We start from the raw sequence: 26,257 nt of genomic DNA on the forward strand, positions 1-26,257 counted from the left end.
GATCGTATGACTATGGCTCAATGGTTAGTGTCATTTCTTTAAGATTTTCTTTAGCCGTTTGGCCCAAACGGTTGGAAGCCAGAAAACTCACCTTGTAGATGCCCGGTTTGGTATAGGTATAGGTAAAATCGGCTATTGGTGAGCTGATGTTTTTCAATACATAGCCCACATCCGATTTGATGAAGTTCGGATCAAGCGGTTTAGAGATCACCCAGTCTTCATTATCTTCGGCGCCAATAGCCCCTCCGTACATCAACAGTTGTGCAGCAGTAATGGTCCAGACCGACTGCGGGTTTTTAAAGCTAATGGCTGTCCAGCCTGCATCGGCCATGACCGCCAAAGGTGTGGAGGCGCCTTCACGGACAGCATTTGCGTTAAAGGTCCGGATGACCCAGCGGTTCTGCTGGGCGGTGGTGCTTTTTACATCTGTATACCTGAAAGCTACTGAAACCGGTTTACCGGAATCCGAAAAATCGGACAGGTCAATGGCCCCTGATGGGGTATTGTCGGCGCCCGTTGAAAAAATGGCCCTGTTGCTGATGTCTGTCCATTGCACACCCTTTACAGTAGCCGAATCGATCTTCCCGACAAGCTGGGTGGTGGCAAATAAAGAAAGGTTATTTCTGATCCCCCACTGTACCAGCGAGGTAAACTGGACCTGCAACTTGCCTGGCTGACTGGTACGGTTCCGGTATTCATATTTTTTCCCATCCTCACCGGAGTAAAAAGTCAGGTTATCCGGATTTCCTGAAAACCTGAAGGTAATGGCTGATCCGGCTTTATAGTGGAGGGCATCTGTAGAGACGTCAAATACAGGTGCCTCCACTTTATCCTTTGAGCAGGAAGAAAGCAAAAGGAGCAAACCGGCAGTAAAAAAAATAAAGTATCTCATGTGTTAGGATCTAAATGATAAATGATTACCAGCCCGGATTTTGATTGTTGACCCCTATGTTGGGGTTCAGCACCAGTTCGGAGTTGGGAATTGGAAAAAGAAGATTTCTATCTGTGGTATTTTTACCGGCCGAGGCTGCGTACTTCCAGGTAGAAGGGGCATTTGCGTTGATCTCCACGGCCAGACTGTTCATTTTGGACACATACAGGCCCCAGCGTTTTAAATCGTGCTGCCGCATCCCTTCAAAAGCAAACTCCCTGGCCCTTTCGTTTTGCAGTTCTTCCAGAAATTTGCCTTTGCTCAAACCACGGGCCACATCAATGGCCGGATCTGGAGTCCCCACAGGTTTATTGTGTCCCCTTCTTTTTACCTGGTTCAGGTACAGCTCCGCAGTGGGTGTTGGTCCGCCATTCACTTCATTGGCAGCCTCTGCATACATGAGCAATACATCAGCATACCGAAGGGCCGGAAAATTAACCGAGTTAAAATCGATGGCCTTAGGCACAACCGTTTCATATTGCCTGCGCCATTTGCCGATGTTCCTGTCGTAGAGCTGGGCGGTCGTCCATGCTACAGTGGTGGTTTTGTTATTGGTGGTCACATATTTAAAAGGGGCAATGCACCAGTCACGGCGCACATCGGTGGCATCATATAAATTGTACATCCTTGCCGTGGCATTGATGGTTCCGGTCGCATAGCCAGGATCGTTAACATCGGTACTGGCAATGCCATTGGTAATGCCCAGGGTACCGCCCTGTTGAAAACTCCCCGTATTGTTCCCGTAAAAGCCAATCTCCCAGATACACTCTTTAGTATCGTAAACATCTTTGGCCGCATTGATAAAAATCTGCTTATAATCCGGATTGAGCATATGTCGTCCGGAACCGATCACCAGATCAGACCATTTTAAAGCTTCTGCATTTTTTGACTGGTCTTTCAAAGGCTCACCCGCCATGGTCAGGCAAACTTTTGCCAGGATTCCGGCAATCGCCGACTTGGTGACCCTTTCGCTGTATATCAATCCCTGATCGCTTTGATCGGCCGGATCTTTTTTAAGGTCCTGTACCAGCGCATAAGCCGCGCTCATGTCCTGCAGGATTTGGTCATAGACTTCTTTGACCGTTGCCCTTTTCAAAGGTTTGTCTGTCGGATTCTTTGTAGAGGTCAGTTTCAAGGGTACCCCACCATAATTGTCCACCAGCAGGAAATAGAAATAAGCCCTTAAGAATAAGGTTTCCCCTTTGATCACCCCTCTTTTTTGTTCATCCATTACCGGTTTCTGTATGTTTTCCAGGATGGCATTTGCACGGTCAATTCCCTGGTAACAGGCCTCCCAGAACCGCCCGATATCTACCTGTGCCGCATCAAAATCCAATACAAACAAAGAACTGGTCGAGACATTCCTGTAAAAGAATTCATCACTGATGGCCAGATACGTAAACAGGCCCCTGCGGTACATTCTTTCATCTTCCAGGCGATTATACACCCCAACCAGGGCCGTATTCAGCTCACTTTCGGTACTGAAATAATTTTCCGGGCTTTTAAAATCCAATGGAGAAGTATCCAGAAATTTCTTGCAGGAAACCATTGGAAAAAGGAAAACAATACACATTAAATAAATAAAACGTTTCATATCTTATGAATTATAAAGTAAGGTTAAGTCCAAAAGTGAGCGTTCTGGCTTTCGGGTAGGCCGACCAGTCAAAGCCAGGGGTAAGCGCAGATGGCCAGGTGGAAACATCGGGGTCCAGTCCGGTATATTTGGTCCAGGTATAGAGGTTTTGAGCAGAAGCATATATCCTTAAACCTTTGACTTTTATCCTTTTCAGCAGTGCTGCGTTGAAAGAATAACCCAGGGCCACAGTTTTCAAGCGGAGGTAAGAACCATCTTCTATCGTCCTGGAGGAATACACCAGAGGCCCCTGGCCATAAACCTTGTACAATTCATTGGTCTGGTTTTCAGGAGTCCATCTGTTGGCATAAGAAGCAAACATGTTCAAAGCACTCCGGTTTTCACCACCTTCAAATTCTATCCGGTTGGCATTCAGGACATCATTGCCATAAGACCATTGAAAAAAAACATTCAGGTCAAAACCTTTGTAACTGAAGTTATTGGAAAGGCCTCCGGTATGGATGGGGTTAGGGTCCCCGATAATGGTCTGATCAAAACTATTGACCACACCATCACCGTTAATGTCTTTGTACTTGATAAATCCGGGTTGTATGGTTGCCCTGGACTGGCCATTGTTGGGGATGTTGTCTTTTAATACATAGGTCCCGTTAGCCAGCTGGTTAAAGTCGGCATACTGGTATACCCCGTCCCATACATAACCATAAAACTGGGCAATCGGATGACCAGGCAAGGCGATATAAGGGTAGGCATTATTGAAATTTCCCCAGGTGATCCTGGACAAAATTGAGGGGTCCTGCTCTGCCAGCCTGATCACTTTATTTCTATTGAAAGAGATGTTAAAATTGGTGTTCCAGCTAAAGTTTTTATTTTGAATGTTTACCGTATTGATGGTAAACTCCCAGCCTTTATTTCCTACCTTACCCACATTTCTGATTCCGGTCAAATAGCCCTGAGAAGGCGCCAGAGAGGAATTCAGCAACAAATCATAGGTTTTTTTGTCGTAATAATCCACCGTTAAAGAAACCCGTTCTTTAAACAGGCCGATGTCCAGGCCTATATCCGCCTGGGCCGTGCTTTCCCATTTCAGGTTCCTGTTTCCCAAAAGGTTCGGGATGCTTCCGCCAAAAGGTGAATTGTTAAAATTGTAACCCGAAGTAGAGATGATCTGCAAGGTGGACATACTCGCATAATCGCTTACCCGGTTGTTACCGGTTAAGCCATAACTGGTGCGCAGTTTGGCACTGGAAACATAAGGCAATTTTTTTACAAAAGCTTCCTCGCCCAGCAGCCAGGCAAAAGAGCCCGATGGAAAATAGGCCCATTGGTTTCCCTTTGCAAATTTAGAAGAACCATCTGCCCTTAAGGAAGCTGTAAAAAGGTACCTGGATTTATAACTGTAATTCAGCCTTGTCAAAAAAGACATCAGGGCAGCCTCCGAACGGATAGAGGTTAAACGGTTTGGGATACCTTCATCCAGCCCACTGATCCCCAGGGATTCGTTTGGAACCTGGGTGGCCGAAAAACCGTACACAAAACTGCTGGTCTTTTGCAAAGTGAATCCTGCCAGCGCATTAATGTTGTGTACCTTGTTCAGGGTCTTTTTAAAAGTCAGCGTATTCTCGTTCAGCAGGTCTGTGAGGTCAAAATTGGTAATCGAGCCATTGATTCCATTCCCACTCGACAAAGGATTGCCCGACCTGGTGTTTGAATTGTTAAAAATTTCCTTGCGGGTACTTCTTTTGGTCAATCCACCGGAAGTCCGGAAAGTAAAATTTTTCAGGAATTTATATTCTGCATAGGCATTGGCCATCAGTGCATTTACAAAAGAAGGATTGTATTCATTTTGTGTGGAGATCACCGGGTTGATCCTGTATTCGGCCGAAGGATTTACATCCGGATCAAAAGGTTGGTTCAGGATCTGGTCGTCTTTTAAAGGATCGCCGGTAATGGGCCGGTAGCCCCATACACTGTACATTAAACTGGCTGTGGGACTACTGTTCCTTTCGGCAGCAATGGTCCCATAAGTTTTAGTATAGGAATAATTGGTGTTTACCCCTACTTTAAGATTTGGGCTAATGCTCTGGTCCAGTACAATTCTGCCCTGATAACGTTTAAAACCACTGTTTAAAATAATCCCGTCCTGGTTGAGCAGGGAACCGGAAACCGAGTACCTGGTTTTATCTGTTCCGCCACTCACCGACAGAAAGTGGTTTTGCATAGGGGCTGTTCTGAAAATACGGTCCTGCCAGTCTATGCCCTGCACGCCTCGGTAAGACTCCAGGTCTTTTCCATCTTTCAGGTAAATCGGGGTATACACCGAGGGGTTAAACTCCAGCTGGTACTTTACAAATTCATAGGCACTGAGCATTTCCTGTTTTTTCAGGTTTTTCTGGAAGCCGAAATAGTTGCTGTAGGCAATAGTTGGTGTGCCTATTTTTCCTTTTTTCGTGGTCACAATAATGACCCCGTTGGCCCCTCTTGCCCCATAAATCGCTGTAGCGGAAGCGTCTTTTAAAATATCTATAGATTCGATTTCAGCCGGGTTGAGTACATTATTAGCCGGGTCCTCCAGTGGAAAACCATCAATCACATAAAGCGGGGAATTGCTTTGGGTAACCGAGTTGTTTCCCCGTATCGAAATTTGAAGACCTGCTCCGGGCTGTCCGTCAGAAGAAGAAACCTGGACCCCCGCCACCCTTCCGGCCAGTGCTTCTTCAAAGGAAGCAACAGGGGCCTTCTGCAAATCTTCCATTTTTACCTGGCTCACCGCCCCGGTCAGGTCCCTTTTGGTAGAGGTGCCGTAACCAATCACCACCACCTCATCCAGTGCTTTTAAATCAGGAAACAGTTTTACATGATAGATCAGGGCACTGCTTAAAGGAATTTCTTTACTGAGGTAACCGGTATAGGAAAAAACAAGTGCTCCTTTTAACTCCGGTAGTGTCAGTTTAAATTTACCATTGCCGTCGCTTTGTGTGACAATACTGCTCCCTTTTAGCCGGATGGTTACCCCAGGTATCGGACTTCCTTTTTCATCGTTTACTGCTCCGGAAATGGTAATTAAAGCCAGTCCGGCAAAAGAACCGGGTTCTGTTTTTTTGGCCGCCCGCAACTCCAGAAAGCCCAGTACGGCGCAGATAAATACAAAGTAAAATTTCATTACATATTTGGTTAGTGTGGTTGGTTTTGGTTGCCTGTCCATTTAAAGATCAGGGCTTTGCTGTTTAATCAGGGTATATTTACCCTGTTTTTTAAATGAATATCTGCCGAAGAAGAACCGATCAGGATTTCAAAGCTTCCCGGGTCATATCCGAATCTTTTTTTGCTCGTTTTATAATAAGAAAAGGCTTGTTTATCCAGTAAAATGCTAATGTTCCGGCTTTCCCCCTTTTTCAAAAAGACCTTCGAGAAGGCTTTGAGTTCCTTGTAAGGCCTGCTGAGCTGACTTTTCAATTCCCGGACATAGAGCTGGGCCACTTCCGCCCCCTCTCGCATCCCGGTATTTCTGACCTGGAAACTGACCCGGACTTGCGGGGCACCTTTTTTACCGGAGACTTTTACCTGCAGTCCCGAATAGTTAAAGGAGGTATAAGACAAACCATATCCAAAGGGAAACATGGGCTTCACTCCTTTTGAATCGTAATAACGGTAGCCTATAAAAACCCCCTCCTTATACGTAATCCTTTTGGTCTGCTGCGGATCGGCATAATTGGCAAATGCCGGGTTGTCTTCCCATTTTTTTTCAAAACTTACCGGAAGTTTCCCACTTGGGTTAATGCTGCCGAAAAGGATTTCTGCAACCGCGGTACCGCCTTCTTGTCCGGGATACCAGGCATGGAGCAGGCCTTGCACTTTGGGCAGCCATTTTTCCATATACACATTGCCGCCTGCATTTAAAACCACAATGGTTTTCGGATTGGCTTTGGCCACAACTGCAATGAGGCTGTCCTGGTACTGGGGAAGTTCAAAACTGCGGTCATTGCCCTCTCTTTCGGTACTTTCATTAAAACCTGTACAAAGGACTACTGCATCTGCTGCCGCAGCGGCCCGGACGGCCTCCCTAAAATCCAGCACATCCGGATGCCAGGCAAAACTGATGTCTACCGGATGGGTATTTGCATAATACTCCAGCTTAACCGGATATTCCTTTCCGGCAGTCAGCTGCATCACTATGCTGCTGGTGGTGATGCCTTGTTCCCTCCAGAGGTCTATCACTTTTTCTTTTCCAACTTCCAGCCGGAAACCATCAAAGCCCCTTACAGTAAAGCGGTAAGCTCCTGTTTTTTCAGGTCTGATGACCCCGGTCCAGCGCATGGAGCAATGATCAAAGGGAATCCCCCTTTCTTCAGCAGCAATATGCCAGCCATTGTGAATGCTGACCACGCTGTCTGTTCCGGTTTTTACCGGTTCACCTGCCAGTTTAATATTGTTAAAATATTCGGCCTTTATCCCCCTTGCTGTCGAGCCTGGGCCTGTAAAAAACATAGATCTGGACACCAGGTCCGATAAAACAGGCAATCCGGTCGCATGAATAATTTTTATCGTTTTGGAATGCGCCTGTATCCCTTTAAGAACTGAAACCGAGTGAAAGGGAAAGGTATAAGAGCTTCCACCACCGGAAATATAGGCATCCGCATTGGGGCCAATTACGGCCAGAGTTTTAATATTTTCATTCAGGGGAAGAATATTGTCCTGGTTTTTCAACAAAACAATTCCTCCCCTGGCCAAATCCAGTGCAGCCCTGGCACCCTCAGGATTATCTTTTGGAATGGTACTGTCCAGTTGGGGCCGGTCATAAAAACCAAAGCGGAAAATAATACGCAAAATCCTTCGCACCTTATCGTCAATGACCGCTTCTTCCAACTTTCCGCTTTTAATGGCCGCCATAAGGTCTTTGCGGTTCATTCTCCGCGCTCCGGGCATTTCCAGGTCAAGTCCTCCTTTTGCCGCTTCGACCCCGTCGTAAGTGGACGACCAGTCTGACATCACAAAGCCATCAAAAGCCCAGTCCCCTTTTAAAATTTCATTGTTCAGGTGGTGGTTCTGGGTGGCATGGACCCCGTTAACAGGGTTATAGCTGTTCATCACTGAGCCAGCCTTTCCTTCCTGAACAGCCGCCTTGAAAGCCGGAAGATAAATTTCCTGCAGGGTCCTTTCATCCAGGTCTGAACTGACATTGTTGCGGTCCCATTCCTGGTTGTTGGCCGCATAATGTTTTACCGTTGCCACCACGCGCTCTGCCTGTAAACCTTTTATGTAATTCACAGCAATCCTCGAATTCAAAAAAGGATCTTCCGAAAAATATTCAAAATTTCTGCCCGAGAGCGGGGCCCGGACAATGTTCACTCCGGGGGCTAGCAGAATATGCACCCCTCTGGCCCTGGAATCCCGGCCCAGTTCCTTGCCCAGTCTTTTGACCAGGACCGTATCCCAGGTTGCGGCCGATAAAATACTTGCCGGATAAGCAGTTGACTTTCCATCTTTGTGTGTTCCCACCGGCCCATCTGTCAGTTTAATTTCCGGAAGGCCCAGCCTTTCCACAGGGCGAATGTAAAAACCTTTAAAACCTCCGATATAATCCAGCTTCTCTTCCAGGCTCATTTGGGCAAGCAGGGCATTTACCCTTTTTTCTACACCTGCTTTCGGGTCTTTATATACCTGTGCAAGGGCAAATGAACCATAAACAGACAACAGGAAAAGAAGCAATCCTGATTTTGACAGCACATTTTGTTTTCTATCCGGCCTTAAAGAGGATTGACATTGTTTTTTATACACGGCTCTATTTGGTTTGGTCTGGTCTGGTAATATACAAGACAAAACAAAAATAGGAAATATTATTAGTTTTCAAATTTTTTTTAAAATTCTTCAAAAACCTCCTTAAATACTCAATTAAAAAGGTTTTTTCGATTTTAAACAGCGGAGCCCACTTTTTCTGCCCGAATTTTTTCTTAAAAAAATCAATATTGGTCTGGTTTGGTTCGGTTTTATAAGCATAATTCAGAAATATCACTTAGTTTTGCAGAACACTATTGATCAGAAAAAAATTATATGTCTCTACCTCCTATTCCTGTTCATGATTCCAAGCCCACAGAAACAGACGCCAGGGCAGGATCTGCCCACCGGATGAAATACCTTCAGCTGGCGGAATACATCAATGCACTGATTGAAAGTAATGAACTGAGGATCAACGACAGGCTTCCTTCGTTGAACCAGCTGATGGAAAAATTAAAGATCAGTAAGGAAACGACGCTTAAAGGGCTCAATTATCTAAGCGAAAAGGGCATCATTGAAGCAGAATACAGAAAAGGTTATTATGTAAAGAAAAAAGCACAATACCATCCTTATCGCATCTGTCTGATTTTAGATAAGATGAATGTATTAAGGGACAGGGTTTACCAATCTTTTCTCGATGCGGTAAAAGAGCATGCCGATGTGGACGTTTATTTCCACAACCACAATTTTAAGGTATTTGAAAAACTGGTGGATGAAAATTTAGGCAGTTATACACATTTTGTCGTCACCACCTTTCTTCATGGTCACACTGCAGAAGTCCTGAACCGCATCCCTGCGCAAAAAAGGGTTATCCTTGACTACCGTGAGGAAGGCCTGAAAGGAGAATACACCTGCATTTACCAGGATTACCAAACTGATATTTTTGAATCCCTTGGCAAACTAATGCCGCAGCTGGAAAAATATTCCCGACTGGTGCTCATTTCTCCCCTGGAAGCTTTTCATGCCGGGGAAGTCATTAAAGGTTTTGAGCATTTCTGCAAAACGGAACAGAAGAAATACAAGATTTACCATACCGTAAATGAAAGCCTCTGCAAAAAAGGAGATGCTTATGTCACTTTCAGCAGGTACGACCAGGATGACGTGGCTGTTATTAAACTGGCCAGAAAACAGGGCTGGAAACTGGGAAAAGATATCGGTTTGATTTCTTACAACGATACTGCGGTAAAAGAAGTGCTGGAAGATGGAATTACAGTCATCAGTACAGACTTTAACAAAATGGGCGAGGAAGCCGCCAAAGCCATCCTGGCCAGGGAAGTGGTGACTATGCGCGATCCAGCCAAAGTTATTTTAAGAAATTCGCTGTAACAATAGTCGCTTTCTATAAATACCTTCTTAAATTTAGGTCTTAAAATAGAGCATATTATGGCAGAAGTAATCCCTGTTTTCAGAATTTTTGACTACAACAAAGTCCTGGAATTTTACATAGACTGGCTGGGTTTTAAAATTGACTGGGAAGACAGGCCCGCACACTCCCAACTGTACATGCAGGTTTCCAGAAATGATATTGTACTGCATTTATCAGAGCATCATGGAGACTGCAGCCCCGGGGCAAGGGTTTATATCGGGGGCTTTGAACGTCTGGAAGCCTATCACCGGGAGCTGCTTGATCAAAATTATAAGTTTAACCGCCCAGGACTCGAGCCTGCACCCTGGGACGAAAATACCCTGGTCATGGAAGTTATTGATCCTTTTGGAAACCGCCTGACCTTTAACAGCAGGAACAGTTAACTCCTGCCTGATCCGCAGGCATCTAAAGCATCTGAATATTCAAAGAAATTCTTTGAATATTCAGATGCGCCTGAACAATCATCCGGTTATTTTATTGCTACAGGTACAGCTAAATTTTCCCATTTAAGGACAATACCTTTATGCTGCACTTCATAAACCAGCTTCTCGGTCATCACGCCTTTTACAGGTTTCACCGTTACGGTAACCACATCTTTTGCAGGATCCCGGTTCGCTTCTCCGGTGCGTTTAATGCCCCACTGTCCGGTTTCTGAATTCAGGATAATTTGCCATTGTTCTGTACCTGGTACGGCGAAAAGGCTATACTGGCCTGCAGGTATTTTTTTTCCTCCGATCTGGATTTCCTTATCGGTTTTAAAAATGGTTGCCTCATTTGCGCCTGCCCGCCATGCTTTATCATAAGGTACCAATTCTCCCCAGATTTTACGTCCGTTCACAGAAGGACTGCTGTAATCGATGGTAATGGTGGCCTTGCCGATTTTACCGGTTGCGGTAGCCGGCGGACTTGCTCTTTTGGTTTTGTCCTTTTGCGCAAATGCAGCAGAACTCATCACAAAAATAGCCAGCGTCAGGGCAAACATGCTTTTTAATGTTCTGATTTTCATACAAATATTTAATTAAGGTTCTGGTTATACTATCCGAACGTTTTTTTGTGCCAATTGTTTTGCAGCGTAAAAATTCAAAACATCCCGGGATCAAACATTTTACAAATTCCGGGGTTTAAACTAAAGACCCAGATCAACACAACCTCTAAAAATTTGAATTTTAACCATTTACAGCAGCAGACATCTATGTCCCTTTCCTCCCGCAGGAAGGCACCAAAGGCCTTACAATTTGTTTTGATCCCCCTATTTATCATTTTATGCAGTGCTGCATGTGCCCAAACCATCACCCCCCCGGATTCCCTGAAAAAAGATTCCTTGTCCAAACATATGGCATTAAAAAAACCTTCAGACAGTTTGTCCAAAGCATACGATATTGCAGATTTACTCCGGAACATCCTCCATCCAAACCGTAAAACACCGCGCATCCGTAAAAAATCGGGCATTACGCCCATGCCCAATGTAGCTTATAACCCAAGTATTGGTGCACAGATTGGAATTAAAGCAGTAGCCGGCAGGGTTCTGGGCAGCGATCCAAACACCTTCATGTCTGTGGCGGCCACCTCTGCTTCCATTACCACCAAAGGCATTCTCTATTTTTACATCAGTCACAATGTTTTTACGCCCGGAAACAAATGGAATTTCCAGGGCAGCCTGGTTGCTGCAAAAACAGTTACCCCCGATTATGGCCTGGGCATCGGACAGGCATCCAATGGATCTGAGGCAGACCAGGTGCTGAGCAATCCCGGCCGGAAAGGCTATGCACTACATGCCCTGTACTATAGCCTCCGGGAAAAGGTTTACAAGCAAATCCAGGAAAACCTTTTCTTGGGAGCAGGGGTCTCTTTTGACATCCGGAATAAAATTGAAGACAGAAACTCAAAAACCGATTTAACCCCATACAATATTTACAGTGACCGGCACGGTTTTGACCGGGACCATTATAGGGCCAATGCCCTTCTTTTTAACATCCAGTACACCACCAGGGACAACCAGAACCGTGCCTATAAAGGTGTATATGCCGATGCGGGCTTTCGCCTGAACCAAAGCTGGCTGGGCAGTTCTAAAAGTGCGGTACAATTTATCACCGACTTCAGAAAATACTGGAGCCTTTCCGACCAGAACCCCGAGCACGTACTTGCCTTCTGGAACTGGGGTTCCTATTTGCTTGGCGGCACCCTTCCTTATCTGGAATTGCCCGGTACAGGCAAAGACACCAATTTTCGCAGTGGCAGAGGCTATACAGTAGGTTACTTTAAAGGCACAAAGTATTTTTATTCGGAAATGGAATACCGCTTTCCCATTACCCGGAATAAATTTTTAAGCGGGGTTACTTTTTTCAACATCCAAACAACCAATGATGAATCGGGGACCAAACTTTTTCAAAAATGGCAGCCTGGAGCCGGCGCAGGTTTAAGGGTACTCTTTAATAAGGCCACCCGGACCAATTTATGCCTGGATTATGCTTTTGGTAATTATGGTGCCAAAGGTTTCTTTCTGGGTTTAAATGAGGCTTTTTAAGTGTTTGTTCTCTTTTTTCCTTAAAAACGCTTTTGTTGTAACCTTTTCAGGACCCGGAAGTTTATTCGGGGATGAAATAAATCTAAATCTCCAATGAAAAAAACCATGTTCCTGCTTTTATTGCTGACTGCCCTCTGCACTTTTAACAGCAAGTCTCAAACCATAGACACCCTGCTCGATGTGGGCGGTTACCGTTTACATTTCCGCATCATCAAAGGAACAGGTATGCCCATTTTATTTGAGGCCGGTGGGGGTAATGATGGCAGCATCTGGAACAGCCTGTTAAAGCCGGTGGCGGAGCTGACCCGTGCAACACTGATTACCTATGACCGTGCCGGTTTTGGAACAAGTGAATTCGACAGCACTAAACATGGCCTGCTCGCTGGTGTAGAAGCTCTGGAAACAGGGCTCAGAAAACTAGGCTATAATCAGGACATCATGCTGGTGGCCCACTCTTTTGGGGGCTTTTATGCCGGTTTATATGCAGCAAGACATCCTGAAACGGTAAAAACAGCGGTATTGATTGATGTAAACCTGCCCTGCTTTTTTACAGAACAAAGGTTAGATGCCATGAAAATGGGAGACGAGCAACTCTTAAAAAAAATGAAATTAACCCACCCGGGCGCCTATTATATGTTTGCAGACCGCAAAAGTGACCTGGAGTTGTTGAGAAAAAATCCTTTTCCCCTGAACATAGCACTAATCGATCTGGTTGCAGAGCAATCGGCACAACAAGACAGTATAGCTGCCCTGGAGTGGCGGCTTTGCCACCAGCAGTTTGCAGCGGCTTCTTCTCAGAGACAGGGAATAACTGCTTATACCTGTGGCCATTACATTTTTATAGACAATCCGGGGCTGGTGCTCCATGCCATTGTGCAACAATATGCAAAACAAAACACCGAACAAAGAAAAAATCAGATTCTGGAAAAAGCCTTTAGCTATTCACTGGAATCAGTTAACCAGGACAAAAGGCGTTATGCAAAAAACCAACACTCGGAAGGTAGTGTAAATTCCTGGGCCTATGCCACCATGCGGTCTGGAAGGCTTAATGAAGCGTTGGAAATATTTAAATTGAATGTCCTGCTGCACCCCAATAGCGCCAATTGTTATGACAGCCTGGCCGAAGGCTATGAACAGGCCAAGTCTGTGAATCTGGCTTTACAAAATTACCGCCGGGCCCTGCAGCTCGATCCAAAAAACGAACATGCGTCCCAAAGGTTAAAAATACTGGAAAAGCATTAAAAGAATCAGGGCCGCCGCAGGTAATTTCCGGACCCTATTGACAAAGCCAAAAATAAAGGGCAGTTTTACCATATGATTCAAAGGAAGTCAGAAAATTGGTTCAGAATGCTGTTTATATGGAACGGATCTGTTCTTCCGCAGCTGCTGCCCCGCCTGCTCCTTTTACTTGTCCTTTCCATAGGAATTGTTTATGTAAAGGGCAGTTTTATGAGTTTTAAAATTCAGCTCAATCCCGCGCCTTTTACTTTGTTTGGGGTAGCCCTTGCCCTGTTTCTGGGTTTCAGGAACAATGCCAGTTATGACCGTTTCTGGGAGGCCCGAAAAATCTGGGGCGCTTTATTGAACGATACCCGTTCCCTTGCCCGCCAGGCACTGACCATTAGCGGATACAAAGCCCATTCTGCCCAGGTCGATGAATTTATCCATTACCTGACGGCCTTTGTTTATGCCTTAAAACATCAGCTGAGACATACAGACCCAGGTCCGGACCTGCAAAAAAGACTGGACAACCCCTTGGTCGAAAAACTTGCCCAGACCCGCTTTAAACCTGTAATTTTGATCCGGGAAATGGGACATTGGGTACAACGGGCCAAAGAAGAGGGCAAAATGGATTCCATTGCACAGTCCAATTTCGAAACCAACCTGAACAAACTTTCCGATATTGTAGGCGGCTGTGAACGGATTGCCTCTACCCCCATTCCTTATACCTACAGGGTGCTGCTGCACCGCACCGTATACATTTATTGCTTTTTGCTTCCCTTTGGTTTTGTAGACAGCCTGGGCTGGATGACCCCTTTGATTGTGATTTTCATTGCCTATACTTTTGTGGCGCTGGAAGCCATTGCCGATGAAATAGAAGAACCTTTTGGCACAGAACCCAATGACCTGGCCCTGAACACCATGAGCCGGATGATTGAAGCCACCCTGTTGGAAATGGCGGATCAGCCGGTCCCTGAGCAGGAGCATTCCGAAACAATGATTTTAGATTAGTTCAAACAAAACAGCCATGGCAAAAAATAAAACCACCCAAACAGAACTCAGCGTTAAAGATTTTATAGAACAGATCGGTGATCCTGTTCAAAAGCAGGACAGTTTTGCACTAGCGGAAATGATGCAACAGGAAAGTGGTTTTGAGGCAAAAATGTGGGGATCTGCGATTGTTGGCTTCGGATCTTATCATTATAAATACGACAGTGGTCACCAGGGTGACGCACCGCTGGTGGCCTTTTCACCCAGAAGCGCTGCCATCAGCTTATACCTGGCCATAGATGTTGATACCAAAGCACAGCTTTTGGCCCAACTGGGCAAACACAAAACCGGTAAAGGTTGCGTATATGTGAAAAAGCTGGCGGATGTGGATACCGGCGTACTGCGTAAAATGATCCGCCACTCCCTGGATTACATGAAACAAAAATATCCGGCACATTCCTGATCAATTTGCCGGCCAGGTTATAAATAACGCTTTTTTATATCCTCTTCCTGAATTTCCTCAAGGGTATTCAAATCTGTTTTAAAAATGGTGTCGTGTATAGAAAAATAGGCATCTATACGTATGCCCGTTTCTTCAACAGCCTTTTTCCAGCAACTGCAAAACCAGTCCTCAAAGATCCGGTACTTTTCATCGTTATACTCATCGAGCAGGTCCTCCAGTTCTTCGTCCAGATCTTCGTCCTGAACATCGGCAAGCTTATCCCAGATGTCTTCGGGCATAAAGGAATTCCACTTGCTTTGTTCATCATTTTTGCTGTTTTTCTTAGTTGGCAAAACCTGTGTCTGGGAAATAATTTCGCCGCTTTTGTCTGCAAGCCAGTAAACCATATCCAGATAATCATATTCATACTCCACATAAAGTGCGGCAGCTTCTTTTCTGGATTTACCCGGCAGATACAAAATGGAATCATCCTGCAAAATGCCTTTTAAATCCGAGAGCATTTGCGGGGTAGAACGGTCCAGGTAATTTTTTAAGTCTTTGTTGAGTTTTAACAGATCATGCATGGGCCAATGGCTTTAAACGATTCACGAAATTTTATTTTTTTACCGGTTTTTCCTTATAAACATCAAAATCTTTAAAGGCTATATGTCCAAAGTCCTTTATGGTATATACTTTGGTTTGTGGCTTAACGTCGGGCGCACTTGCCTGAAAACGGTCCCCCCCGTCTTTATACAACAACCAATCCTTTTCCGCTGGCGTATATTTAAAGGTGATGGTCCTGGTCCAGCGCAAATTACTTCCGCCATAATGTTCTATAGAGAAATATCCTTTTTTGATCACAATTCCCATAAAAGGGTCACCCATCATGCCTCCGCAATCATAACAATAAACAGCGTTATCATTACGTGCAGCTAAATGGTATTTTTTATCTGCTGTTCCGGTAAAAATGAGCAAAGGTCTTTTTTCAGGATGTGCCACTACCTGGGATGTTTTTTCTTCGTTGATTTTATTCAAAACCAGAATCAGGTCCCGGAACTGGTCCTGGTTCAGGTTCCCCTTGGTCACATTCAGCACCTGATATCCTTTAGGGATGTATTTTTTCAGTGCAGCAGGGAGTTCATCAGGGTCTGCAGGACCGGGCAAATGCTGCTGCCCCTTTGGACGGGCATAGGATAAATTCGCAAACAGGCAAATGCCCCCAAAAAACAATAAGCTTAAAATTCTGTATTTCATTCCGCTTATTTTTCAAGGATTTGAATGACATGCGCCCAATTCGATTGTCTGGTAAAAAAAAGTCCTGTGTTTTCCATGTATGTATTTGAGTGATGTTCTGGAGCTGAACAAATTTACAGCCAGAAAAACTTTAACCCAACCACTGCCTGCCTACCATAGCTCTACTGACTTTCCGAAAAGCATCATAATGGTCTGAATAAGACAAGAATAAAAAAAAACGAAACAATCGATTTCAGGAAAATAATTCCAAACATTAAACGATTTCAGGAAGAAATTTCCAATAAACAAACAAAATCAGTAATAACGAATTTTGAACGAGTTCGAGTTCGCCTAAATCAACATGAATATCCGTACAAGACAGTTGGGTTATAAGGCCAGTTTACAGACTGTTAAAATGCTAATAAACTAAATGATTTACCTAGGGTTGAGCTAGGGTTGCCCTACCGTTGCTGTACCCTAGGGGTACGGCAACGGTAGGGCAAGGGTACAGCAAGGGTACGCCAACCCTATAGTTATCCAGTGATTTATCAGTATTTTATCAGTGCTTTATCAATCGATTAACAGTACTTATGCCAAACCGGGCATAAAAAAATACACTAAAATTTGCGTAGTTAAATAACTACACTTATATTCGTAGTCAAATAGCTACACGATGAATTTAAGAAGAGATGTATTTCAAGCCATCGCAGACCCTACCCGAAGGGCTATTCTGTTGCTGCTTGCTACCCAGGCCATGACAGCAGGTGCCATTGCTTCAAATTTTAATACGGCAAGACCCACCGTTTCAAAACACCTGCAAATACTTACCGAATGCGAACTGCTTGGACAAGAGCAAAATGGAAGAGAGATTTATTACCACCTGAATGCACAAAATATGAAAGAAGTAGCCGACTTTCTTGAACCTTTCCGCAAAATGTGGGACGAAAGGTTTAACAAACTGGAAGCCATAATGGAAAAGTACAAAACGAAAAAATAAAAAAACATGGAAGCAAAAACAAAAGTCAGTGCCCAGGAAGGCCAACAGGAGCTGGTGATTACCAGAACATTTGATTTACCCTTGGAATTGCTTTTCAAAGCCTATACAGAACCTGAAATTGTTGCGCAATGGATGGGCACTAAAGTAATAAAACTGGAAAACAAAAAACACGGCAGCTGGCAATTTGAAACCAGTGATGCCAAAGGAAATGTCGCATTTCAGGCCCATGGGACGATACATGATTTTGTTCCAAACCAGAAAATCATCCGGACATTTGAAATGGAAAACGCCCCCTTTGATGTTCAGCTGGAATTTCTGGAATTTGAAGCCCTTACCGAGCATACCAGTAAACTCCGCATGCAGGTGGTTTACAAATCAGCGGCCCACAGGGACCAAATGCTAAAACTACCTTTTAGCCAGGGCATCAATAGGGCACACAACCGCTTACAGGACATTATGAATACTTTAAAATAACGCATCATGACAAAAAGAAACAAAATCATTTATTGGATTGCCACCCTCTGGCTTGCGCTGGGCATGCTGTCTACCGGGGCCGTTCAGTTGCTGAAAACCAAAGCAGAAACAGATCTTTTTCAAAGCCTGGGTTATCCTGTCTATCTTTTAGGCCTGCTGGCCATCTGGAAAATTTTAGGGGTTGTCGCAGTACTTATTCCCAAATTTCCTTTGCTAAAGGAATGGGCTTATGCAGGTTTTTTCTTTACCACTTCGGGTGCAATATTTTCCCATATTGCGATGGCAGAACCCCTCACCAAAACATTTCCGGCCTTGCTTCTTTTAATACTGACTTTGGTATCTTGGTATTTTAGACCCGAAGACCGCAAAATCATTTCAGTTCAACCCTAAACAGGAGTAACATGACCCAAAATAAAAAAGAATTATCCGCTTCAGGATCGGAAGCATTGCTTGAGGTGTTGAAAAACCGTTTTGAGAAAAACATGCAGCGGCACAAGGACCTGATCTGGCACCAGGTTCGGGCAAAACTGGAAGCAAACCCTGAAAAGCTTTGGATCCTGGATCAAATGGAAAAAAGTGGTGGGGAGCCCGATGTGGCAGCGTATGATCAAAAGACCGGTGAATTTCTTTTCTACGACTGCAGTGCAGAAAGCCCGAGCGGGCGCAGAAGTGTTTGTTATGACCTGGAAGGCCTGGAATCAAGAAAGGAACACCGGCCGCAAAATAATGCCATTGATCTAGCCGCAGCAATGGGCATAGAAATTTTAACAGAGGCGCAATACAGGGCCCTGCAGCAACTTGGAAAGTTCGATGCAAAAACATCCAGCTGGATAAAAACCCCCGACAGCATCAGAAAACTTGGTGGTGCCCTGTTTGCCGATTACCGTTACGACAGCGTTTTTGTCTATCACAATGGGGCACAATCTTATTATGCCGCCAGGGGTTTTCGCGGTGTGCTCAAGGTTTAAATTCAAAACGAACAAGAATATGAATCCAAAAGTTGATTTTTACTTCACTAAAGACCAAAAATGGCAGCAGGAAGTCCAGGAGCTCCGGCTGATTGCCCTTGACTGCGGGCTGAGCGAAGAATTAAAATGGGGTGTTCCCTGTTATACCTTTCAAAAAAGCAATATTGTTCTGATCCATGACTTCAAAGAATACTGTGCCTTTTTGTTTTTTAAAGGTGCATTACTAAAGGACCCTCAAAATATACTGGTCCAGCAAACGAAAAATGTTCAGGCCGCGCGCCAGGTCCGTTTTAGGAACATCCGGGAGATCATTGATCTGAGAAGGGCCTTGAAGGCGTATATTCAGCAGGCCATTGAAGTGGAAAAATCGGGTCTAAAAGTAAATTTCAAGACCACAGCGGATTTCCCGGTTCCTGAAGAGTTTCAAGCTAAACTGGAGCAGATCCCCGATTTAAAAATGGCTTTTGATGCCCTGACCCCGGGACGACAAAAATCCTATATCCTGTATTTTTCCTCGGCAAAACAATCCAAAACAAGGGAATCCAGGGTCGAAAAGTACCTGCCTCAAATTCTTAGCGGAAAAGGTTTGGAGGATTAACCTCTGTCCTGGTCTTTGTAAAAGGCCATGTCATTGCGAACACAGCCTTTTATAAACAGGCCTATAGATTACCTGACCGGCACAAGTAACAATGCATCGGCCGTTACAGCGCCCTGTAATCCTTTAGCGGTTATTTCTACATAGGCGTTTTTACCTTCCTTTAAAGCATACCTGCCCAGGCTCACCCACTCTCCGGAAGTTTGCCCAAGCACCTTCACTTGCGCGTCTTTGATCAAAACTTCTTTGGTGAGCAGGCCATCGTATACATAGACCTGGGTAACGGCAGCAGCATTTTTTAGTTTTGGGTAATAAACATACAATTCATAGTTCCCTTTTTTTGCAATATGGGGTGTATATTTAACTGATTTTGGTTCCCCGGAGGTGGAATCTGCCACGTAGTAATCGGGCCCGTACCCACCATACTGATGAACCGTCCATGCGCCCTTTTTCTCCACCTGGGCAGCATCATTATTGTCTACCAGAATTTCAGGCAAACTTCCATCGGCCAGGGGATCATTTTTTAGTTGCAGCTGCAGCTGCGAAACATTTATTTTTTGTACAGACACTTTGCGGTCTATGGCCTGAACTGCTGCAACTGCCGCCGATTGGCCTAAAACCATAAACACCGGCTCCATACGGATAGAACCATAGGCAATGTGGCTGGCAGAAAGACAAACAGGGACCAACAGGTTCGCTACCTGGGTTTCTTTCGGAACAATGGCCCTGTAGGAAATTGGATAAGGTCCAAAGCCCCCTTGTTCTACATTTCCTTCATTTTTAACCATTCCATCCACCACCAGCCGGTCACAATTGTGCGAATCCATGGTATAAGCCGCCATTCCCACCCCGTCCCGCACAATTTCTCTTCCCTGACAATGGTGCTGGGTCATGACCAGTTCCCCGATCATTCTCCTGGCCTCCCGGATGTAAAGCTGGTGGGACCAGTTGCCCATATCGGTATATTCATCTTTAGGATACCCCCATTGGTTCAGCTCGGCCCTGATGGTGGCCGGGACACGGGGATCGTTTCCGACAAAATAAAGCAGGCCTTTGGTATAATCTGTATGGGCTTTCCAGATCCGGGCCCTTGCCGCATAATCTGCGTCGGGGTATGCCCAGTTCATTCCGATCATATCGGTCGAGAAACCGTTCCTGTTGTTGATGTCTGTTTTTTCATTGGGCATCGCACTCCAGATAAAACCATCCTGCAAAGATTTCCAGGGCCTTTTTTCCATTTGCCGGAGCAGCAGTTCATATTTTTCGGGCGCATAGTTTTCCGGTTTGCTGATGGGAACCTGGTTCGCCTTATTGCTGGTCAGACAAATCCTAAAATTATAGGCCTGAACTTTTTGGTCACCTGTTCCATCTTTTTCCAATACGCCGGGGTTAATTCCCCAGAGCAATCCGCTGGAAGCTTGTCCCGGAATTTTATAAGGGTCTATCCCATCGGGCAGCTGATGCCCTGTCATCAACTGGACACCATTAAAAGTTTCCTGATACACCTGGTTGGCTTCCCGGCCCACCACATAAGAAACCCCTGCTTTGGCCATTAAATCGCCTTCATAGGAACAATCTATAAATACGCTGGCCCTGACTTTTTGATCTGCCCCGGTTTGTGCACTATGCTCCAGCCTAATTTCGCTGATCAGGTTTCCTTTTTTGTGCACTGACTTCAGCCGGTTTTGGTACAGGACCTTTACCCCCGCCCTTTTGATGTAATCCAGAAACAGGTTTTCGGCCACATGCGGTTCAAATACCCATTGTTCGAAATGGCCATAGTGACGGCCTATTCTTCTGTAAAAATCGAGCGCCAAACCACTAATCGCATATTTATTGCCAATATCGGTCAGGCCAAGCCCTCCAGAGCTCATCCCGCCCAGGTGTTTTCCGGGCTCAATGAGCAAGACCGTTTTGCCAAGCCTGGCCGCAGTATAAGCCGCAATGACACCCGAGGAGGTTCCTCCGTAAATACAAATGTCGTAGTTTGTCGCAGCGGCTTTCTGGGCCAGTGAAGGTTGCAGCGAAAAGAGGATAAAAAGGGGGACCAGCAGGTATAAGATCTTTTTCATAATTAGTAATTAGGGTTTTGAATCAGTTTAGGGTTGGTCACCACTTCTATATTGGGAATTGGCCACAGGTAATCCCTGTTCTTGTCAAAGGTGCGTACTTCTATAACCCTCATGTCTGCACGGTTGGGCACAGCAGTGTAATCGCACAGACCATTGGCATCAATTTGGGGCGCCGCAGCCAGCAGGCCTCTTTGCACCCTTCCGTAGAAGTTCCCCACCATGGCCTTTTCAGCAATTTTCCATCTGCGGAGATCGGTTTGCCGGAAGCCTTCCATGGCCAGCTCATACAGGCGCTCTTTATGCACCAGGCTCCGGAACTCTGCAGGGCTTTTACCAGGCGTAATGGCAGGCATATTGACGCTCGGACGCTGGCGCACCAGGTTAATGGCATCGTAAGCCGATTGATCCAGCTGGTTAAGTTCATTTTTAGCTTCGGCATAGATCAGTAGAATTTCGGCATACCTGATCTGGATAACATTAAGTTCTGAATTGGAACGGTCTGCCTTATCCTGCAGGTCAACATACTTTTTCCAGCAATAGCCCGTAAAAGTTGCAAAGGCATTGATGGCATCCTGGTTGTCTACCCGGGTAGCCGGAGTGGTGTTGTAGTTCCAGCATTTTAAACTGTCCCTATGGGTTTCAAACTGGTAGTTGTAAAATACAGAGCCTGGCACGGCAATCGTATAGCCAAGCCTCGGGTCCCTGTTTTTGTAAGGCTGCCGGGGATCAAACAAAGGCGACTTGTCGATATTCAGCCCATCTGTACATGTAAAAACATCAACCATAGACTGAGAAGGCACCTTATTGGTAAAACCCAGACCGTTTCTGGACAACAGGGCTACCGGCGTACCATGAACCTTGGTGTTGGAGGCTTTTAGAAATTGAAAGGCCCAGATGATTTCTGCTGAATTTTGTCCGGCATAACTAAACAGCTCGGCAAAATTGCCATGCAGGCCATACACTTTTAGGTCCATGACCTGTTTAGCAGCTTCTGCAGCCTCTGCCCATTTTTCATTGTTTAATGCAGTCCTGGCCTTTATGGATAAGGCCGCCCCCTTGGTCGCCCGGCCCACATCGGCACCGGCATAAGTGCCGGGAAGATCCACTGCGGCCTCGGTCAGTTCTTTCAGGATAAAATCGACTACTTCTGTTTTAGGGTTTTTAGGAACCTGGGCTTCTTCCAGCCTGAGCACCCTGGTGATTAAAGGGACTGCCCCAAAGTAATCCGTAAGGTACTGATAGGTATAGGCCCTAATAAATCTGGCTTCTGCTTTGGAGCGGTTAAAGATCTGGGGTGTCGCTTTATCCTTCACCTTATCCAGGTTGTCCAGCACGAAGTTGCATTTGGCAATTACTTTATAGGCCTCCCGCCAAATGTTCAGCGCATATCCATTGTTGCTGTCCTGGTTGCCTTTGCCCAGGCTTTGCAACGGGCTGTTGTTGCGGTCCCAGCCAATGTCGGTCCCGTTATCAATGGTGAGGTTGGTGGGCATGTTGTCCAGCGGGGCATAATTTGCATAACGGTATAAACCATTCACGGCCAGAATCAGCTCGTCCTGATTGCTAAAAAAAGATTCATCAGAAGGGCCCGAGAGCGGGCTTTTATCCAGATAGTCCTTTTTACAGGAAGGGGATAATGCCACCAGTACAGCGGCGATTATGAAATAGTATATCTTCTTGTTCATTTGTCCTGTTTTTAAAAAGTGGCTTCTAAACCAAAACTGTATAACTTAACCTGGGGATAGATGTTTCCGGCGCCCACAGGGGCCTCTACATCATAACCCTTCAGGAATTTATCGAAAGAGGCCACATTTGACCCGTTGGCAAAGATCCGCAAGCGGTTAAGTCCGGCTTTTTTGGAAAATTTTTCGGACAGGGTGTAGCCCAGCTGGACGTTTTTGATTCGCAGGTAAGCCGCATTTCTAAGCCAGAAAGTGGATGCTTGTTCGTTATTGGTTTCTCCAAAGGCAAGCCGCGGATAGCTGGCATCGGGATGATCGGGTGTCCAGCGGTCTTTGTTTTCCTCCCGGATGGTCCCTCCTATGGCCCCGCCAACGTTAAAGGGCAAAATTCCGGGACCTGAAAGATAACCATTGGCTTTTCCGACCCCCTGGAGCAGGATAGAAAAATCGAAGCCTTTATAAGCGCCTGAAATGTTGGAAGAGAAAGTATAACGCGGAACGGTACTGCCCATAATGATTTTATCGTTTTCATTAATGATGCCGTCCCCATTCTGGTCTTTGTATTTGATGTCTCCTGCCTTTACGGTTCCAAATTGCTTGGCATGGGCGGCAACTTCTGCATCAGAGCTGAAAAAACCCTCGGCCTGGTAGCCAAAAAGAGAACCAATCGCATAACCCTCCCTGTTTACGGTAAGTCCGGTCTGGTTAATGCCCCTCATGTCTTTGATGGTATTTTTAACATCGGACAGGTTAAAACTAATGTTGTAATTGAAGTCCTTTATATTCCCCTTATAAGCCAGCCCCAGTTCCCAGCCATTGTTGTCTACAACGCCTGCATTCTGGTAAGGACTGGCCAGGCCAACAATAAGCGGGATGTCCAGCAACAGCAAAATATCCCTTGTACGGCGGCGGTAATAGTCGGCGGTAATGCTCAGGTTCTGAAACAAGGTCAAATCAATCCCTATGTTTTTTTCTTCGGTCGTTTCCCAGGATATATTTTTATTGGCCAGGCTGTTCAGGGCCGCGGTATTCACAATCTGCTTCCCCAGCGTGTATGATTCCAGTACGATAGAAGTCATGGAAGGATAGGTACCAATGTTCTGATTGCCTAACTTTCCCCAGGACAACCTGAGCTTTGCTTCGTTCAAAACGCCCTTCAGCCCCTGCATAAAACGCTCTTCTGAAATGCGCCATCCGGCAGAGGCAGAAGGGAAGAAGCCATATTTATTACCTGTTGAAAAGCGTGAAGAACCATCATACCGGGCATTGACTTCCAAAAGGTATTTTCCTTTGTAATTGTAATTGAACCTGCTGAACAGGGACTGAAGCGCCCATTCTTCTGCATTGCCCGTGGCCCTTTGGTTGGTGGCTGAACCGGCATCAAGGACCGGGTAATCGGGTAAAATATAGGTATCCCTAAAGGCAGAAATTTGTTCAAAGGAATAATCCTCTCTGGATCCGCCCAGCAGCAATTTAAAATGATGCTCCTTGACCGCTTTTGTTGCCGTAACCGTTGCCCTGAGGTTGTTAAAAAAAGACTGGGCCTGGTTTTCAGTCAGGGAGGTTAAAGCCGGGGTCAGGAAGCTGGGTGTTCCATTTGGCAAATAGGATTGAATGGCCTTTCTAAACATTTTAAGTGAAGACAGAGCATATTTAGGGGCATAAGCCGCTTCAGCCTCTAACCAGGGGACGGGTTTATAATTCAAAACGGCGTTCATGCTGCCAAAGGGCGCCCTGTTTCGGTTGGTTCCGCCATCGCGTGTTGCCGAAATGGGGTTAACGCCGTTCCATCCAACGCCCCATTGCCCTTTTTCGGTAATTCCGATCTGATTGGCCGGTATACCGTTCATCCACTGAAAAATCTCTGAAGAGGTTGCCGCTGGATCTGTAGTAATGGCATTTACATATTGTAAATCGATCCGGGCACTGAGTTTATCAGAAAAGGTGATGTCTGTGTTGTTGCGAATGGTATAGCGTTTAAAGCTGGAATTCTGGATAATGCCCTTCTGATCAAACAAACCAAAAGAACCCAGCATTTTAACCTTTTGTGTTCCGCCCTGGATGGTCAGAAAATGACTTTGTTGTAAACCCGAGCCGGTAAGGGTTTCCTTCTGCCAGTCGGTATTGGGATAAAGATCAGAACTGACCCCGTTTTGTTCCCGGTATTTCTGGACCAGGGCATCGGAATAAAGCGGTGTTCTGCCGGTGTTCACATAAGCTTCATTGATCAGCAGCATATAATCCAGTCCATTGACCAGCTTGGGCATATTGGTTGGGTTTTGCCAGCCGATGTAATTGTTATAGGAAATGCTCACCAGATCTGCTTTGGCGCGTTTTGTGGTGATGAGAATGACCCCATTGGCCGCCCTGGAACCATATATGGAGGAAGATGCTGCATCTTTAAGCACCGATATAGATTCTATTAAATTGGGGTCAATGTTGTTCATGGAGCCTTCGATCCCGTCTATCATGACCAGCGGATTGGCCCCGGTTAAGGAGTTTTGGTCCGTGCCGCTCAATGTTCCTATTCCACGAATCCGGATGGTACCTGCGTCATTGCCCGGCCGGCCGGAGGCTTGCTGAACGGTTACACCAGGGGCCATACCTTGTAAGGCCGCAGAAGTCTGGCCCATTGGGCGCGCGGCAAGGTCTTTCCCGGAAATGGTCGAAACAGCCCCCGTAAGGTTCACTTTTTTCTGTGAACCATAACCGACCACCACCACCTCTGTCAATTTGTTGTCTTCTTCCCGTAGCTTCACATCCATACTGGTCTGGCTCCCAATGCGTATTTCATGAGCAGTAAAACCAACATAGGAGAACACCAGCGTGTTTCCGCTGTTGGCTTCAATGGCATAACGGCCATTCTTATCGGTCACCGTTGCCGCATTGCTTTCTTTGACCTTGACGCCTACTCCGGCCATTGGCACGCCCGCCCCATCGGTAACGGTTCCCCTAATGGTCTGCTGAATAGATTTTGCGGCATCCTGTGCGGGTTTATTGTCGGCCGGGGCAACCTGCTGCTCTCCCTTTTGCAGAATAATGTATTTCTCTTTCAGCAGCCAGCCCAGTCCCCGGCCCTTCAGCGCGGCATTCATCACCTCGCCAAGGTCCGTCTGCTGAAAATCAACGGTCACCTTCTGCGCATCATCGAGCAGTTTATTGCTGTAAAACACGGTTAAACCCGTTTGTTTTTTAATCGCTTTAAAGAGGGTGGCAAGGGTGATGTTGTTGCCCCTGAGGCTGATTTTATGCTGGCCCTGTGTGCCCGCACGAACAGGGAATAAAACAAACAACATCAAAACGACCAGCAAAAACAGCCGGCCCGATCGGGTAAATTTTTTAAGCATACATTTAAAGTTTATAGTTGGTTTGCTCTAAGACGCAGCTTTTACCCGG

Annotated in this window: 21 protein-coding genes; 11 read left to right on the top strand and 10 right to left on the bottom strand. The window is 45.7% G+C overall.

What is annotated here, in order from left to right; genetic code table 11:
• Positions 1-10: 10 nt before the first annotated feature.
• The 4 genes from B0O44_RS22905 to B0O44_RS22920 all read right to left on the bottom strand — a co-directional run bounded on the left by B0O44_RS22905 (position 11) and on the right by B0O44_RS22920 (position 8,249).
• Positions 11-892, bottom strand: a complete 882-nt coding sequence (locus B0O44_RS22905; protein WP_110834426.1) for a DUF5017 domain-containing protein — start codon at positions 890-892, stop codon at positions 11-13.
• A 25-nt stretch (positions 893-917) separates the two neighbouring features.
• Complete coding sequence (locus B0O44_RS22910; protein ID WP_110834427.1) at positions 918-2,525, bottom strand: RagB/SusD family nutrient uptake outer membrane protein; 1,608 nt, start codon at positions 2,523-2,525, stop codon at positions 918-920.
• Positions 2,526-2,535: 10 nt separating this feature from the next.
• Positions 2,536-5,685, bottom strand: a complete 3,150-nt coding sequence (locus B0O44_RS22915; protein WP_110834500.1) for a SusC/RagA family TonB-linked outer membrane protein — start codon at positions 5,683-5,685, stop codon at positions 2,536-2,538.
• A 68-nt stretch (positions 5,686-5,753) separates the two neighbouring features.
• Entirely contained in the window at positions 5,754-8,249 is a 2,496-nt protein-coding gene (locus B0O44_RS22920) for a beta-glucosidase (RefSeq protein WP_245943782.1), read from the bottom strand.
• A gap of 324 nt (positions 8,250-8,573) precedes the next feature.
• Here B0O44_RS22920 and B0O44_RS22930 point away from each other — a divergent pair, with 324 nt between their 5' ends.
• Positions 8,574-9,623, top strand: a complete 1,050-nt coding sequence (locus B0O44_RS22930; RefSeq protein WP_211321435.1) for a winged helix-turn-helix domain-containing protein — start codon at positions 8,574-8,576, stop codon at positions 9,621-9,623.
• Positions 9,624-9,680: 57 nt separating this feature from the next.
• Positions 9,681-10,046 (top strand): glyoxalase superfamily protein, encoded by a 366-nt coding sequence (locus tag B0O44_RS22935; RefSeq protein WP_110834429.1) that lies wholly within the window; start codon positions 9,681-9,683, stop codon positions 10,044-10,046.
• 86 nt (positions 10,047-10,132) lie between these two features.
• On the opposite strand, the gene B0O44_RS22940 is transcribed toward B0O44_RS22935, so the two are convergent.
• On the bottom strand, positions 10,133-10,669 hold the full coding sequence (locus B0O44_RS22940) for a DUF2911 domain-containing protein (protein ID WP_110834430.1): 537 nt from the start codon (positions 10,667-10,669) through the stop codon (positions 10,133-10,135).
• A gap of 327 nt (positions 10,670-10,996) precedes the next feature.
• Between B0O44_RS22940 and B0O44_RS22945 the strand changes: the two genes are divergently transcribed.
• The 4 genes from B0O44_RS22945 (at position 10,997) to B0O44_RS22960 (ending at position 14,861) form a co-directional block, all read left to right on the top strand.
• The gene (locus tag B0O44_RS22945) at positions 10,997-12,187 is read left to right on the top strand and encodes a BamA/TamA family outer membrane protein (protein WP_245943783.1); all 1,191 of its coding nucleotides are present in this window, start codon (positions 10,997-10,999) and stop codon (positions 12,185-12,187) included.
• Positions 12,188-12,280: 93 nt separating this feature from the next.
• Positions 12,281-13,429: an alpha/beta fold hydrolase gene (locus B0O44_RS22950; protein ID WP_110834431.1), complete on the top strand. Its 1,149-nt coding sequence runs from the start codon at positions 12,281-12,283 to the stop codon at positions 13,427-13,429.
• Positions 13,430-13,501: 72 nt separating this feature from the next.
• On the top strand, positions 13,502-14,419 hold the full coding sequence (locus B0O44_RS22955) for a bestrophin family protein (protein WP_110834432.1): 918 nt from the start codon (positions 13,502-13,504) through the stop codon (positions 14,417-14,419).
• 16 nt (positions 14,420-14,435) lie between these two features.
• The gene (locus B0O44_RS22960; protein WP_110834433.1) at positions 14,436-14,861 is read left to right on the top strand and encodes a DUF1801 domain-containing protein; all 426 of its coding nucleotides are present in this window, start codon (positions 14,436-14,438) and stop codon (positions 14,859-14,861) included.
• 17 nt (positions 14,862-14,878) lie between these two features.
• On the opposite strand, the gene B0O44_RS22965 is transcribed toward B0O44_RS22960, so the two are convergent.
• Both B0O44_RS22965 and B0O44_RS22970 read right to left on the bottom strand, forming a co-directional pair.
• A complete protein-coding gene (locus B0O44_RS22965) occupies positions 14,879-15,424 on the bottom strand; it encodes a hypothetical protein (RefSeq protein WP_110834434.1) in 546 nt (181 codons plus the stop codon).
• Positions 15,425-15,455: 31 nt separating this feature from the next.
• Positions 15,456-16,094, bottom strand: a complete 639-nt coding sequence (locus tag B0O44_RS22970; RefSeq protein WP_110834435.1) for a hypothetical protein — start codon at positions 16,092-16,094, stop codon at positions 15,456-15,458.
• 652 nt (positions 16,095-16,746) lie between these two features.
• Here B0O44_RS22970 and B0O44_RS22975 point away from each other — a divergent pair.
• Genes B0O44_RS22975 through B0O44_RS22995 form a run of 5 tightly spaced genes read left to right on the top strand, consistent with a single transcriptional unit; the run spans position 16,747 to position 19,110 of the window.
• Positions 16,747-17,070, top strand: a complete 324-nt coding sequence (locus tag B0O44_RS22975) for an ArsR/SmtB family transcription factor (protein ID WP_110834436.1) — start codon at positions 16,747-16,749, stop codon at positions 17,068-17,070.
• A gap of 6 nt (positions 17,071-17,076) precedes the next feature.
• Entirely contained in the window at positions 17,077-17,544 is a 468-nt protein-coding gene (locus B0O44_RS22980; RefSeq protein ID WP_110834437.1) for an SRPBCC domain-containing protein, read from the top strand.
• A gap of 6 nt (positions 17,545-17,550) precedes the next feature.
• Complete coding sequence (locus B0O44_RS22985) at positions 17,551-17,934, top strand: DoxX family protein (protein WP_110834438.1); 384 nt, start codon at positions 17,551-17,553, stop codon at positions 17,932-17,934.
• 11 nt (positions 17,935-17,945) lie between these two features.
• Positions 17,946-18,512: a DUF4256 domain-containing protein gene (locus B0O44_RS22990; protein WP_110834439.1), complete on the top strand. Its 567-nt coding sequence runs from the start codon at positions 17,946-17,948 to the stop codon at positions 18,510-18,512.
• A 19-nt stretch (positions 18,513-18,531) separates the two neighbouring features.
• Positions 18,532-19,110, top strand: a complete 579-nt coding sequence (locus B0O44_RS22995; RefSeq protein WP_110834440.1) for a YdeI/OmpD-associated family protein — start codon at positions 18,532-18,534, stop codon at positions 19,108-19,110.
• 68 nt (positions 19,111-19,178) lie between these two features.
• On the opposite strand, the gene B0O44_RS23000 is transcribed toward B0O44_RS22995, so the two are convergent.
• From B0O44_RS23000 to B0O44_RS23010, 3 genes are read right to left on the bottom strand one after another with little or no spacing between them, the layout of a single operon-like run.
• Positions 19,179-21,179, bottom strand: coding sequence for an FAD-dependent oxidoreductase (locus tag B0O44_RS23000; RefSeq protein ID WP_110834441.1), 2,001 nt, complete (start codon positions 21,177-21,179; stop codon positions 19,179-19,181).
• A gap of 2 nt (positions 21,180-21,181) precedes the next feature.
• Positions 21,182-22,864: a RagB/SusD family nutrient uptake outer membrane protein gene (locus tag B0O44_RS23005; RefSeq protein WP_110834442.1), complete on the bottom strand. Its 1,683-nt coding sequence runs from the start codon at positions 22,862-22,864 to the stop codon at positions 21,182-21,184.
• Positions 22,865-22,875: 11 nt separating this feature from the next.
• Positions 22,876-26,208: a TonB-dependent receptor gene (locus tag B0O44_RS23010; protein WP_110834443.1), complete on the bottom strand. Its 3,333-nt coding sequence runs from the start codon at positions 26,206-26,208 to the stop codon at positions 22,876-22,878.
• Positions 26,209-26,257: the final 49 nt, after the last annotated feature.

It is taken from the genome of Pedobacter nutrimenti (genome assembly GCF_003208655.1).
GTDB classification, from domain to species: Bacteria; Bacteroidota; Bacteroidia; order Sphingobacteriales; family Sphingobacteriaceae; genus Pedobacter; species Pedobacter nutrimenti.